Raw genomic sequence first — 13480 nt, 5'->3', positions numbered from 1 at the left:
GAAAATTCGGGTTAGTCTATTGCTCAATGGATTGATCCTGTGATCTGATCCACAAAGGATCTTCTGATCCACAACTCGTATCATTCAAGAACTCAAGGAGGCGAAATGCGGTTTCAGCGCGTTTCGAAAGCAGTAGCTGTAGGCGCCGCTCTGGCCCTGGCCCTTTCGGCCTGTGCACCAGGCGGCGGGGACACTGGCGCCGATGCATCCAAGGATGCTGGTGCCGGCAACGGCTCAGCAGAAGCAGCAAACAGCGGCAAGGCCGATCTCGGTGATATCAAAACTGCTGAAGACAACATCAATGTCACCGTAGGCGCCGTGGAGTTCATCAGCTACAACGGCTTCACTCCAAACACTTACTCCACGTACAACTCGGCAATCGTTGACCGCATGTTCAGCGGCTTCGCCTACACCGGCACCGATGGAAAGCTGTACCCGAATGAAGACATGGGCAGCTACGAGAAGATCAGCGACGATCCTCTGACCATCAAGTACACCATCAACGAAGAAGCCAAGTGGTCCGATGGCACTCCGATCACCGTTGCGGACTCGGTACTGGCTTGGGCTGTGCAGAACCTGAACCTCAACGAAGGTTCCAAGGATAAGCCACTGTTCAACTCTGTCTCCGTTGACCTGGGCGACACCGTTCCTGAAGGTCCGCAGGGCGACTGGGATGGCAAGGAATTCACCGTTGAGTTCACCGATCCAGATCCTGACTGGGCATTGCAGTCCTGGATGCTTCATCCTGCGCACGTCGTCGCTGAAGAAGGCGGCCTGAGCACCGAAGAACTCGTCACCGCGATTCGTGAAGGCGATTCCAAGAAGCTGAAGAAGGCTGCCAAGTTCTGGAACGAAGGCTGGATGACTGATCCAGGTACCTTGCCAGACGAGAAGATCGCCCCAGTTTCCGGCCCATACAAGCTGGGTAGCTGGAAGGCCGGCGAATCGGTAACCCTGGTCGCCAACGAGAACTACTACGGCACCCCACCTGCAACCAAGGAACTGACCTTCCGCTTCATTGAAGACGCAAGCATGGTCCAGGCATTGCAGAACAAGGACGTCGACGTCATCAACCCGCAGCCAACGGTGGATACCCTGGCACAGCTGGAGAACCTTGGCGACGCGGTAGCAATCCAGAAGGGTGACACCCTGACCTGGGAGCACCTGGACTTCAACTTTGCAGAAGGCAACGCCATGACCAACCTGGAACTGCGCAAGGCCTTCGCCATGTGTGTTCCTCGCCAGCAGATTGTGGACAACCTGGTCAAGCCGCTGAACCCTGACGCCGTTGTGATGAACGCCCGCGAAGTCTTCCCATTCCAGGAAAACTACCAGGAAATCGTCGATGCAGCCTATGACGGCCGCTACGACGAGGTAGACATCGAAGGCGCCAAGAAGATCCTCGAAGAGCAGGATGCTGTTGGCACCGAAGTACGCATCGGCTACTCGGCACCTAACGAACGCCGCGCCAACGAGGTCGCAACGATCAAGTCCTCCTGCGACGAGGCTGGCTTCAAGATCTCCGACGAAGGCTCATCTGACTTCTTCTCGCCAAACGGTGCACAGGATCGTGGCGACTACGAAGTAGCACTGTTCGCTTGGGCAGGTTCGGGCCAGATCACTTCTGGCCAGAACATCTACGCAACGGGCAAGCCGCAGAACTTCGGCAAGTACTCGAACGAAGAAGTTGACGCTGCTTGGAACACCCTGGCAACCTCGCTGGACCCAGCGGTCCACGCAGAGCAAACCAAGAAGATCGAGAAGCTGCTGTGGGATGACCTGTTCGGTATCCCGGTATTCGCCCACCCAGGCCTGAGCGCCTCGGGTTCGGATATCCAAAATGTCCGTCACACCGCCGCCCAGGACCAGATCGTCTGGAACGCCGAGCAGTGGGTACGTGCAGAGTAGTTGCCACTAGGCAACGTACCAGCACAATGTGAGTGAGCACTCGTGGGGCCCGATCAAAAAATCGGGCCCCGCAGTGTGTTCAAAGGTCCCCAACCTCAAGGACCTGCTCACCTCCGTGAGATGAAAGTAGGACATTAGAACCGTGTGGAAATTTATCGCCAAGAGATTAGGCTCAGCCATTGCCGTGCTGTTTGCCGCCTCGCTCTTGCTCTATGTACTGGTGATCAATTCAGGTGACCCGCTCAAGGACCTGCGTGAAAGCAACGCAGATAACCGCGAGTACCTGATGGCCCAGCGTATGGAATACATGAACCTGGACGAGCCTTGGTACGGGCGCTACTGGGACTGGCTGACCGGTGCCAGCAAATGCCTGATTGGCCAATGCGACCTCGGGCGCAATATCAACGGCGTTGAAGTCTCCGGGCTGCTGGCCAACGCCGCTTCCTCCACTTTGCGCCTGGTCGTCCTCGCGACGGTCATCGCTGCGGTTCTAGGTATCGCCATCGGTGTCTTGACTGCAATCCGCCAGTACTCTGGCCTAGATTACATCGTGACGTTCATGACCTTCCTCTTCTTCTCACTTCCGGTTTTCTGGGCAGCAGTCCTGCTCAAGGAATACCTGGCCATCAGCTACAACGACTGGTTAGCTGATCCGCAAATTTCGGTGGGGACGTCAATAGCCATAGGCATAGTTGTCGGTCTCGCCCTGCAGATGTTCCTCGGCGGCTCGCTCAAGCGCCGTGGCATCACCTTCATTGCCGCCGCCGTGTTTGTTCCGCTGGTGCTGCAGTACAGCCTGTGGCTGAACTTCTACCGCTACCCGCAAATGGGACCGGCAATCATCGTGGTACTGACCGCTTTGGTAGCACTGAGCGCCACCACCATGAGCGTTGGCCTGAAGGAAAAGCGCGTGCTGTACCCGGCACTGATCACCGTCGTGCTGGTCCTGGCCATGTACTACGCAACCTTCTACATGCTTCTGGAACCGAACTCCTGGATCCTGCTGTTCGGACTGATCCTTGCAGTTCTCATCCCGGCAGCTATCGGCCGCTTCATGGGTGGACGCCTGCGCAAGGCCGCCATGTCGGTCTCCATCGCCACCGGCGTCGTCGGTGCAGGCCTGACCATCATCGACCACATGTTCCGCGCCTGGCCAGGATTCCTCGATGTCAAGGGCCGCCCCATCGCAACCATCGGTTCCTCCACCGCGAACCTCGAAGGCGGATTCTGGGATCACTTCCTGGATAACGGCACCCAGCTGCTGATGCCCACCATCCTGCTCGCAGTGATCTCGTTAGCCAGCTACTCCCGCTACACCCGTTCCTCCATGCTGGAAGTGCAACGCCAGGACTACATCCGCACTGCACGCTCCAAGGGCCTGAGCGAACGCACCGTGATCTTCCGCCACGCATTCCGCAACGCGATGATCCCCATCGCCACCATTGCCGCTTTCGACTTCGCCGGCCTGATCGGCGGTGCGGTGATCACCGAGCGCGTCTTCGGCTGGAAGGGGATGGGCGAAATGTTCGCCACCGGACTGGACCACGTCGACCCGGCACCGGTGATGGCATTCTTCCTGGTTACCGGTACCGCCGCGATCCTCTTCAACTTGCTGGCGGATATCGTTTACGCCCTGCTTGACCCACGAATCCGAGTCTAGGAGGCATGAACTGATGAACTTCCTTCATGCCTGCAACCCTAAGGACCAGCGATGAGCACTACGAATAAGAACTTGAACGAGCGCGAGCCGCAGAACCTGACATCTGTGGCCGAGGTGGAAGACGCCAAGCTCGCCCGGATCCACGAAAAGCCCAAGAGCCAGGGACGCATTGTTCTTGAGCGCTTTGTCAGCCACAAGCCGGCGATGGTTTCCTCGGTCATCCTGATCTTCATCACCGTTTTTGCCTTCAGCTCGATCGGCTGGGGGCCGCTACCGGGCTGGTGGGGGCAGAACTTCTACCAGGCAGGCGCCGTCATTGACGGTGGCAAGCCGACTTTGAGCCTGGTCCCTACCTGGCTGGGCGGGGAAGGCATCCGCATCGGCGAGCACCCCTTCGGGCAGGACTCGGTAGGCAAGGACTACTTCGCACTGGTCATGAACGGGACGCAGAAGTCCATCATCATCGGTGTGGTCGTCGGCTTGGTCGCCACCTTCCTGGGAACCGTTATCGGTGCAGTTTCCGGCTACTTCCGCGGCTGGGTTGATGAAATCCTGATGCGCATCACCGACCTGTTCATCGTGATCCCACTGCTGGTTCTGGCAGCTGTCCTCGGTAAGATGGCCGGCGCTTCCACCGGTTCCATCATCATCCTGGCCCTTGTCCTGGGCCTGGTCACCTGGACCGGTCTCGCCCGATTGGTGCGCGGTGAGATCCTCTCGCTGCGCGAACGCGAATACGTTGCTGCCGCCCAGGCCATGGGTTCGAAAACGAGCCGTGTGATTTTCAAGCACCTGATCCCGAACACCATGGGCGTGATCATCGTGAACGCGACCTTCGCAATCGCCGGCGCGATCCTGCTCGAATCCTCGCTGTCCTACCTGGGCTTCGGTGTGAAACCACCAGAGTCCTCGCTGGGACTGCTGATCAGCCAGTACCAGAATGCCTTCACCACCCGTCCGTACCTGTTCTGGTGGCCGGGCATGATCATCGTTACGATCGCACTGTCGGTGAACTTCTTAGGCGATGGCCTGCGCGATGCGTTTGACCCGCGCCAGGTTGGAAAGAAGCGCCGTCGTCGTGCAGGGATGTTTGCCCTGCCAACCCGCAAGGAGAAGCCATGAGCCACGCAGCACCAATGAATGAACAAGGCTCCGAAGACTTCGCGCTGAGCTTCGATGACCTCAACGTTGTTTTTGAAACCTCCGGTCCGGAAGTCCACGCCGTCAAGGGCTTGTCCCTGGCCGTGCGCCCCGGACAGGTGGTGGCGCTGGTAGGCGAGTCCGGTTCGGGCAAGTCGGTTACCTCCACCGCGGCGATGGGCTTGCTGCCAGGCAACGCCAACGTTACGGGTGTGGCCAAGGTCGGCAATGTCAACGTGGTGGGCCTGGATGAAGGCAAGTTGCGCAAGATGCGCGCCACCGACATTGCAATGGTCTTCCAGGAACCGATGACCGCACTGAATCCGGTGCTGACCATTGAGCGCCAGCTGACCGAAGCACTGGAACTGCACGACATCGCCTACGGCAAAGAGGCAACCGATCGAGCAGTGCAACTGCTTGAGATGGTTGGCATCCCAGATCCGGCCAAGCGCATTAAGCAGTATCCGCACCAGTTCTCCGGTGGACAGCGCCAGCGCATCGTTATTGCCATGGCGATCTCCTGCGATCCGAAGGTGATCATCGCCGATGAGCCGACCACCGCACTGGACGTGACGGTTCAGGCCGAGATCCTTGACCTGCTGCGTGAGCTGAAAGACCGCTTGAACACCGGTATCTTGCTGATCACCCACAACATGGGTGTGGTTGCGGATATGGCTGATGAAGTCGCGGTGATGTTCCAGGGAAACCTCGTGGAGACCGGGACCGTGGAGCAGGTGCTGCTGCATCCAGAGCATCCATACACCCAGCGACTGCTGTCGTCGGTTCCGCGCTTATCTGCTCCGGCAGTGACCTCCGTGCAAGGAACGCACAGCTCCGAAACTGCACCGGCAGGACGGGAATTGGTGTTGGAAGCCAAGGACCTGGTGTTGGAATACGACATGCGGGGAAAGATCTTCCGTGCCGTTGAAAACGTCAGCTTTGATGTTGCCAAGGGCGAGGTTCTGGGCATTGTCGGTGAATCCGGTTCGGGCAAATCCACCATCGCCAAAGCCGTGCTCGGCCTGCTGCCGGTAGCCAGCGGTACCTTGTCGGTGAAGGGGCATGATCTTCCCAAGCTCTCGCCGAAGGAAGCACGCAAGGTCCGCAAGCAGATCGGTGTGATCTTCCAGGACCCTGCCGCATCGCTGAACCCGCGTTTCCCTATTGGCGATTGCATCACCGAGCCCATGGTGGTTCATAAGGTGGGCACAAAGGCCGAACGCATCAAGCGCGCCGAAGAGTTGCTTGATGCCGTCAAGCTCCCGCGCAACGTGATCAACCGCTACCCGCACGAGCTCTCCGGCGGCCAGCGCCAGCGCGTTTGCATTGCGCGTGCATTGACCTTGAATCCGGAGCTGCTGATCGCTGATGAGCCCACCAGTGCTTTGGACGTTTCGGTTCAGGCAGTTGTCTTGGAAATGCTCCAGGACCTCCAGCGCGACTTCAACTTCGCGTGCTTGTTCGTCAGCCACGACTTGGCTGTGGTGGACATGCTCGCTGACGCGGTCGTAGTAATGCAGTCCGGCAAGGCAGTGGAACAGGGCATGGTTGAGTCGGTGCTGCACGCACCAACGCACGACTACACCAGGCGCCTGTTGGCAGCGGCTCCAGTTCCGGACCCGCATGAGCAGGCATTGCGCCGCGAAGCTTGGCGCGTGCTGAACAGCACCAAGTAGCAGTCGCCAAGGAGCCGGGTATTCGCAGGATCATCTGCGAATACACGGCTCCTTCCATTTTCCGGCTACCGAGGGCTAAGCTGAAAATGAGGCTGGGTGAAGGCGCCAGCCAACAAGGGAAAAGAGAATGACATGTCCGCACCGAACTCCGGTACTGCTGCTGGCCCGCTCGCCCAGGCGTTCACCCGCGAGCATCATCAAATTGATGAGGGCATCGAGAATTACATCGCGAATGCGAGCGCAGATCCTCACGCCCGGGCACAATCCCTTCTCTCCGGCATCGATGCGCTGCGCCGGCATATCTATCTTGAGGAAGCCATCGTCTTCCCGCATTTGCCGCAGGATACGCTGATGATGCCACTGATGGTGATGCACCGGGAGCACGGCGAGCTGTGGCGCAGGATGAATGCCTTGGAAGCTTCCCTCAAGGCCACTACGGCACCGGAACAGCTGGAAACCAGCTGCCAAGAGCTGCTGTCCGTTCTGGAACAGCACAATTCCAAAGAAGAGCCGATTATCTATCCGTATATGGATACCGCCCTGAGTCCCGAGGAGCAAAGCCATCTTGAAAGCTTGCTCGACGGTGGAGGGCTGCCCGAGGGCTGGGTTTGCAAAGCTGCATGAACTCACGGAACTGAAAGCGAGTAAACGCCAATGGACCTTGCCTCGATTCTCATTGTGCTGGCAATTATCGTGTTGTGTGCACTTCCATTCATCTTCGGCTCATTCAGGGGATTGGATCGCACCGCAGATGACTTGGAAGGCCGCGATCCTCAGACCGCCCGGGCGCTGCGCAAGGCCCTCAAGGATATAGATCACGGCAAGGGGTACTACGGCCCAAGACAATAATTCGGCGTTAACGCACCAAGAGCTGGCCCTCTTCATTGAGGGCCAGCTCTTGGTGTTTTTCGTTGGAAACTAGTCCAGCTGCATGATGTTCTCGGTAACGACCTCTGCACGGGCGTTGGAGAAAATCTGCTCGGTACCGACGGTTTTGAATCCGCGGCGTTCCAGTACCTTGATGGAGCCAAGGTTGTCCTGGACCACGTGCGCAGTCAGCGGACGCTTGGTGTACTCAGCGAGGAATGCATCTACGGCGCTGGTGGTCAGACCCTTGCCCCAGTACTTGGTGGATGTCCAGAAATTGATCTCAGGCATGTCTCCGTCGAAGACCAAAATGGAGCCAACAACATCGCCTTCATGCTCAATGGTGCGAACCAGAATATTTGGATCGTTCAGAATCGAATTCCAATGGTGGTCGAATACCGCGCGGTCGGCTGGGTTACGCGCCTGATAAGCGGCCATGAGGTTCGCCTCAGGTTCTTGCTGGTGAGCGAAGAATGCGTCCAAGTCGGAAGGGCGGACTTCACGTAGCTGCACGATAAAGGCCTTTCAGTCTGATGGGGCAGCGTGCCGGTTTCGGCACGCCAATAAACAATGGCTTGAAACCTACACTACCGGGGAAGTGAGCGCCGCGAGTGCCATGTTGGACAATAACGGCTTCAGCCCGGACTTTTTGGTCCTCGGCGAGTGGGCGGAATGAGCGGTTGAGTTCAGCAATCCGAAAACAGCATGGGCGCGGAATCGGTGGGACTGCTTGCTTCCGCTGGGATGCAATTTGGCCAGTTCGGTAGTCCAGAGCCCAATGTAGGAGTTCTGTAGTTTACGAACCAAAGCCAATTCGGCCTTCGGCAATGATTTCAAATCGCGGTCTTGGACCTGCAAGATATCCGGGCGGGACAGCGAGAAATCAGTATGGAAATCAACTAGGCGCGAAAGAATTTCCAAGGGAGTGCCGCCAGCTTCGGTCGCCGCGCAACCGCCAGCATAGATGTCTTTAGACATATCCACTAACAGTGCGATGAGCACTGCCTGCTTGCCGGCAAAATGCCTGTATACCGCTGGACCTGAGATACCGCACGCAGCGCCCAGATCTTCGAGAGAAACCCCGGCATAGCCGTTCAAAGCGAACAACCGAGTGGCTTCGCGCAAGAGGGCTTCACGTCGTTCAGCTTTGGCGCGCTCACGATCAGTTGGTTCGTTGAGCGACTGATATTTACTCGCCAACACCATCATCTCCTTACGTTTGCCAAGCACTGCTCTGGACAACTGTGACGGCTGCCACTAGTGTCAAAAATGCAGCTGTTTGCAGACGCGCAAACAGAAGCCAGTTAATAAATATTAACCATACTCGTCAGGCACCGTGCTTCCAAGAAAAGCACGTGTCCCGAGACTTAAATGACCTACACCGGAATCTCCAAGAAACAGTTGCAGGGTGTTGGTTTGTCCATCAACAAAGAGAGAGCCTCATGATTGACCTCGAACTCGATGATCAGCACCAAGACCTGGTCGACATGGTCCGCGAATTCGCCCAGGAAGTTGTTGCGCCGCAAAGTGCGCAGCACGATGCAGACCATACTTTCCCCTACGACATCGTCAAGCAGATGGGGCAGATGGGTCTCTTCGGCCTGCCGATCTCTGAAGAACACGGCGGATCCGGCGGAGACTACTTCCACTTGGCGCTGGCCCTGGAAGAACTGGGCAAGGTAGATCAGTCCGTGGCCATCACCTTAGAAGCCGGTGTGTCCCTCGGGGCCATGCCGATCTATCGTTTTGGCAATGAAGCGCAGAAGCAGAAGTGGCTGCCGGCATTGGCAACCGGTGAACGTTTGGCTGGTTTCGGCCTGACCGAACCCGGCGCGGGTTCTGATGCCTCAGCGGCCTTGACCAAGGCAAAGCTTGAAGATGGCCATTGGGTCATCGACGGAGCCAAGGAATTCATCACCAACTCCGGAACCGATATCACTTCCCATGTCACCGCCACGGCAGTGACCGGAGTGGACGAAGCTACCGGCAAGAAGGAAATCTCGGCGATTATCGTGCCAACCGGCACCGAGGGGTTCACTGCTGAAAAGGCCTATAACAAAGTGGGCTGGCATGCCAGCGATACTCATCCACTGAGTTTCAATGGTGCGCGCGTTCCCGAGGATAACCTGCTTGGAGAGCGAGGCCGCGGCTACGCCTACTTCCTGGAAATTCTTGATGAGGGACGTATTGCCATCGCCGCCCTGGCAACAGGTGCAGCCCAAGGCTGCGTGGACGAATCGGTGAAGTACGCAAAGACCCGTACTTCCTTCGGCAAGACCATTGGCCAGTACCAGAGCATCTCCTTCATGATCGCCCGCATGCAGTCCCGTGCTCACGCCGCCCGTTTGGCCTACTACGCCGCTGCAGCAAAGATGGTCGCTGGCAAGGATTTCAAGATCGAGGCCGCGCATGCCAAGCTCATCGCCAGCGAAGCGGCCATGGATAACGCACGCGAAGCGACCCAGATCTTTGGCGGCTATGGTTTCATGAACGAAACGCTGGTGGCGCGGCACTACCGCGACTCGAAGATCCTGGAAATTGGCGAAGGCACCACACAGGTTCAGCAGATGCTGATCGCCCGCGGCTTGGGTCTCTAGGACCCATCCGTTCAAAGAGCGCCATCCCCCTTTGGCTAGGGGCGTGGCGCTCTTTGGGCGCTCACAGTAAAACGGCCCATAATGGATTGGGTGAGCTCCCAGAAAACTTTCATTCCAGCCGGACACCCACGCCGGGTCAGCCTGATCGGTTCCACCGGTTCCATTGGCACCCAAGGGTTGGACGTCATTGACGGCGCCCCAGAACTCTTCACGGTGGCTGCCATCAGTGGTGGCTACAACCTTGAACTGCTCGCGCAGCAGGCAGTCAAGCACCGTCCCGCCTTGGTTGGCAGTGCTGTTGAATCCAAGGAAGAGCTCGCAAGAGCAATCCAGCAGGCTGCAGAACAGGCTTCCGTGAGCGGCTATGCACCGGAACTGGCGGTCGGCGAGCTCGCTGCCACAGAGGTGGCGGCGTACACCGAAGCCGATGTGGTGCTCAACGGAATTACCGGTGCCATTGGACTGGCTCCGACCATCGCAGCTTTGGAAGCAGGGCATTTGCTGGCCCTGGCCAACAAGGAATCCCTGATTATCGGCGGACAGGTAGTCAAGCAGATCGCGGCCCCCGGCCAGATCTCACCGGTGGATTCGGAGCATTCGGCGTTGGCCCAGGCGCTGCGTTCTGGTGCTCCTGAAGAAGTAGCCAAGTTGCTGGTCACCGCCTCCGGTGGCCCGTTCTTCGGCTACAGCTACGAGCAGCTGCGCAACGTCACCCCAGCGCAGGCACTGGCTCACCCTACTTGGGACATGGGACGCATGGTGACCACTAACTCGGCCACGATGGTCAATAAGGCACTGGAAGTCATCGAAGCCCACCTGCTCTTTGACGTGCCGCTGGAAAAGATTGAACCTGTTGTGCACCGCCAATCCATCATCCATTCCATGGTGGAGTTCATCGACGGATCGGTCATCGCGCAGGCCTCGCCGCCGGATATGCGCCTGCCAATCGCCTTGGGCATCAATTGGCCCCACCGTGTGCCCGGGGCTGCCAAGGCCTGCGATTTCTCCACCGCGGCAAGCTGGACTTTCGAACCGTTGGATGAGGAAGTCTTCACCGCCGTCAAACTGGCTAAGCAGGCCGCCTCTGCTTCCGGTACTCACATGGCCGTCTACAACGCAGCCAACGAAGTTGCCGTGGATGCGTTCCATGACGGAAAGATCGGCTTCACCGACATCGTGGAAACCATTGAACGCGTACTGAACGAATACACTCCGGCCAGCGATGAGCTATCGGTAGCAACGGTGATGGACACGGACCGTTGGGCCCGAGCCCATGCCGCAAAGATCGTGGAGGCCAAGGCGTGAGCGCACTGCTATTCATTGGCGGGGTCTTGTTCATGGTCGTGGCCGTAGGCCTATCCATTGCCCTGCACGAGATCGGCCACTTGGTCCCCGCGAAACTGTTCAAGCTGCGCGTGCCGCAATACATGATCGGCTTCGGCAAGACGCTGGTTTCATTCAAGCGCGGAGAAACCCAATACGGCATCAAGGCCTTGCCCCTGGGCGGCTACATTTCGATGGTGGGCATGTACCCGCCACGTGAGCAGGTAGCCGCCGAGAAACCGGGCAAGAAGCCGAACCTCTTCCAAAAGGTCTTCGGCCAGATGGTTGATGATGCGCGCTCGCAGGCCAATGAAAACGTCCTGCCCAGCGACGAAGGCCGGTTGTTCTACCAGCTGCCAATCTACAAGCGCATCATCATCATGCTCGGCGGGCCCATCATGAACCTGATCATCGGGTTCGTGGTCATCGCCATTGTGCTGACAAGCTTTGGCCAGGCTACGCCGACCACCACGGTCGCCGAGGTGTATCAGTGCATCGCCAGTGCGCAGAACGCGAATCAGACCGAATGCACCGATGAGGATGTCACGGCACCAGCCTATGAAGCTGGATTGCTGCCGGGAGATACGATCACCGCCGTAAACGGCGCCGCCGTCGCACAGGCTGAATGGAACAAGCTCACCGACGTCATCCGGGATCATCCTGGAGAACCCATCACCCTTGACTACGTCCGCGACGGGCAGAGCCACTCTACAGAGCTGACTCCGTATCTGACCGAGCGCCCGGCCACTGACGAAAATGGTTACGCACTGCTCGATGAGCAGGGCGAGTACATTATGACCAAGGTCGGTTTCGTTGGCATGGGATCCTTGCAGCAGGACCTGACCCAGCCCTTGAGCGCGGTTCCCGGAGTGATTGGGGATCAGCTGCTGAAAATTGGCGATGTCATCTTGCATCTGCCGCAGCGCATGGTGGATGTCGCCCAAGCCGCGTTTGGCAGCGAGGAACGCGACCCCAACGGTCCGGTGTCCATTGTGGGCGTAGGACGCATCGCAGGCGAGATCAGCGCCGAGGGGTCCATTTCGGTCGCCGACAAGTTCGCAACCTTGCTTTCACTGGTCGGCGGGTTGAACCTGGCCCTGTTCGCTTTCAACTTGATTCCGCTCTTGCCACTTGATGGCGGCCACGTCGTAGGCGCGCTCTATGAAGGACTCAAGCGCATGGTCGCGAGGATTTTCAAGATCAAGAAGATCAAACCCGTTGATACGGTCAAGCTCTTGCCGCTGACTTACGTGGTCGTGGTGGCAATGCTGGTCATGGGCGGGCTCTTAATATATGCAGATATCTTCAAGCCAATACAGCTGTTCTAAGCGTAGAGAAATATCATGTAGGCATGACTGTTTTTGCTGTTGAATACGCATACGCTGAGAACTCGACCGAGCTGCGCAACGAACATCGTCCAGCGCACCGGGAATACCTCGGCGGCTTCTTGGGCGAAGGCGCTGTACGCCTGCTGGCTTCGGGTCCAACCCCGGTCAATGACGGCGCACTGCTGATCTTTGCGGCAGAATCACCAGAAGCGCTGAACGAAGTGCTCCTGAACGATCCATTCAAGAAGGTTGGCGGTGTCGGCAAGGCTACTGTCACCGAATGGAACCCAGTGATGGGCTTGCTGAACGAATTCGCTTCCTAAAAGCTCAGTGCGGTGCGCTGGCCTTCGTTGTTCTCCCGGGAGAACAACGGAGGCCAGCTGCGTTAACCAGCGTTCATGGCTCAGAATGATAGGGGAGAGGAAGTGGGAAACACCATGGATGTTCAGATCACCGCTACGCTGGCGATCCCTGCGGCAGAGCTGAACTGGCAGTTCTCCCGTTCCTCCGGCCCCGGCGGGCAGCATGTGAATACTACTGACTCCCGTGTGGAGCTTTCCTGGGTCATTGGCGCTTCACGGGTCCTGTCTGACTGGCAGCGCCAGCGGCTACTGAGCATGCTCGGCTCCAAGCTGGTGGCCGGAGCGCTCGTCGTAACCGCGGCTGAAGAACGATCGCAATGGCGCAACCGCCAGATCGCCCAAGAAAAATTGGCGCACCTCATCCAGCGGGCGCTGGCCTCTGATGCGCCGGTGCGCAAGGCGACGAAGCCTACACGCGGTTCGCAACGGCGGCGGTTGAGCTCCAAGGCCAATCGCTCGGCTACGAAGGCACTGCGCCGCAAGCCCGGGATGGAATAAACTCCTAGCACCCCACCGTGTCCCATGTCACTTGAAATGGTGGAATGCATTGGACTGGCATGGTGGTTGAAAGTAGGTGAAGCGTCAGCTTTCTATGCTTTCTAATCTTAGGAGAACGCCA

The 13480-nt window shown here is 58.1% G+C and carries 13 protein-coding genes; 11 read left to right on the top strand and 2 right to left on the bottom strand.

Annotated features, from left to right (window positions below; genetic code table 11):
• The first annotated feature begins 105 nt into the window (after nt 1–105).
• The 6 genes from AB4Y71_RS06175 to AB4Y71_RS06150 all read left to right on the top strand — a co-directional run bounded on the left by AB4Y71_RS06175 (nt 106) and on the right by AB4Y71_RS06150 (nt 7233).
• Nucleotides 106–1908, top strand: coding sequence for an ABC transporter family substrate-binding protein (locus AB4Y71_RS06175; RefSeq protein WP_441718765.1), 1803 nt, complete (start codon nt 106–108; stop codon nt 1906–1908).
• Between the two features lie 142 nt (nt 1909–2050).
• Complete coding sequence (locus tag AB4Y71_RS06170; RefSeq protein WP_102598059.1) at nt 2051–3568, top strand: ABC transporter permease subunit; 1518 nt, start codon at nt 2051–2053, stop codon at nt 3566–3568.
• Nucleotides 3569–3619: 51 nt separating this feature from the next.
• Nucleotides 3620–4690, top strand: a complete 1071-nt coding sequence (locus AB4Y71_RS06165; RefSeq protein ID WP_441718762.1) for an ABC transporter permease — start codon at nt 3620–3622, stop codon at nt 4688–4690.
• Complete coding sequence (locus AB4Y71_RS06160; protein WP_134780902.1) at nt 4687–6384, top strand: ABC transporter ATP-binding protein; 1698 nt, start codon at nt 4687–4689, stop codon at nt 6382–6384. The genes AB4Y71_RS06165 and AB4Y71_RS06160 overlap by 4 nt, the downstream gene beginning before the upstream one ends.
• A 132-nt stretch (nt 6385–6516) precedes the next feature.
• The gene (locus AB4Y71_RS06155) at nt 6517–7008 is read left to right on the top strand and encodes a hemerythrin domain-containing protein (protein ID WP_441718760.1); all 492 of its coding nucleotides are present in this window, start codon (nt 6517–6519) and stop codon (nt 7006–7008) included.
• Between the two features lie 30 nt (nt 7009–7038).
• Nucleotides 7039–7233: a hypothetical protein gene (locus AB4Y71_RS06150; protein ID WP_441718757.1), complete on the top strand. Its 195-nt coding sequence runs from the start codon at nt 7039–7041 to the stop codon at nt 7231–7233.
• Between the two features lie 69 nt (nt 7234–7302).
• Here AB4Y71_RS06150 and AB4Y71_RS06145 read toward each other — a convergent pair whose 3' ends face one another.
• Together AB4Y71_RS06145 and AB4Y71_RS06140 are read right to left on the bottom strand one after the other, a co-directional pair.
• Complete coding sequence (locus AB4Y71_RS06145; RefSeq protein WP_134780906.1) at nt 7303–7764, bottom strand: GNAT family N-acetyltransferase; 462 nt, start codon at nt 7762–7764, stop codon at nt 7303–7305.
• Nucleotides 7765–7833: 69 nt separating this feature from the next.
• On the bottom strand, nt 7834–8457 hold the full coding sequence (locus AB4Y71_RS06140; RefSeq protein WP_134780907.1) for a TetR/AcrR family transcriptional regulator: 624 nt from the start codon (nt 8455–8457) through the stop codon (nt 7834–7836).
• 236 nt (nt 8458–8693) lie between these two features.
• On the opposite strand from AB4Y71_RS06140, the gene AB4Y71_RS06135 reads away from it, so the two are divergent.
• From AB4Y71_RS06135 to arfB, 5 genes are all read left to right on the top strand, one after another.
• Nucleotides 8694–9848 carry an acyl-CoA dehydrogenase family protein gene (locus tag AB4Y71_RS06135; RefSeq protein ID WP_441718754.1) on the top strand — a complete coding sequence of 385 codons (1155 nt, stop codon included), beginning with the start codon at nt 8694–8696 and terminating at the stop codon, nt 9846–9848.
• A gap of 81 nt (nt 9849–9929) precedes the next feature.
• Nucleotides 9930–11153: a 1-deoxy-D-xylulose-5-phosphate reductoisomerase gene (dxr, locus tag AB4Y71_RS06130; RefSeq protein WP_134780908.1), complete on the top strand. Its 1224-nt coding sequence runs from the start codon at nt 9930–9932 to the stop codon at nt 11151–11153.
• Nucleotides 11150–12499, top strand: a complete 1350-nt coding sequence (locus AB4Y71_RS06125; protein WP_441718751.1) for a M50 family metallopeptidase — start codon at nt 11150–11152, stop codon at nt 12497–12499. The genes dxr and AB4Y71_RS06125 overlap by 4 nt, the downstream gene beginning before the upstream one ends.
• A 23-nt stretch (nt 12500–12522) precedes the next feature.
• A complete protein-coding gene (locus tag AB4Y71_RS06120) occupies nt 12523–12822 on the top strand; it encodes a YciI family protein (RefSeq protein ID WP_013348359.1) in 300 nt (99 codons plus the stop codon).
• A gap of 114 nt (nt 12823–12936) precedes the next feature.
• Complete coding sequence (gene arfB, locus AB4Y71_RS06115; protein ID WP_441719217.1) at nt 12937–13359, top strand: alternative ribosome rescue aminoacyl-tRNA hydrolase ArfB; 423 nt, start codon at nt 12937–12939, stop codon at nt 13357–13359.
• The last annotated feature ends 121 nt before the right edge of the window (nt 13360–13480 follow it).

The sequence above is a fragment of the Glutamicibacter sp. MCAF14 genome (assembly GCF_052114325.1).
Taxonomy (GTDB): Bacteria; Actinomycetota; Actinomycetes; order Actinomycetales; family Micrococcaceae; genus Glutamicibacter; species Glutamicibacter arilaitensis.
Note: the sequence above shows the minus strand (reverse complement) of the source record. Positions and strands in the feature narration are given on the sequence as shown.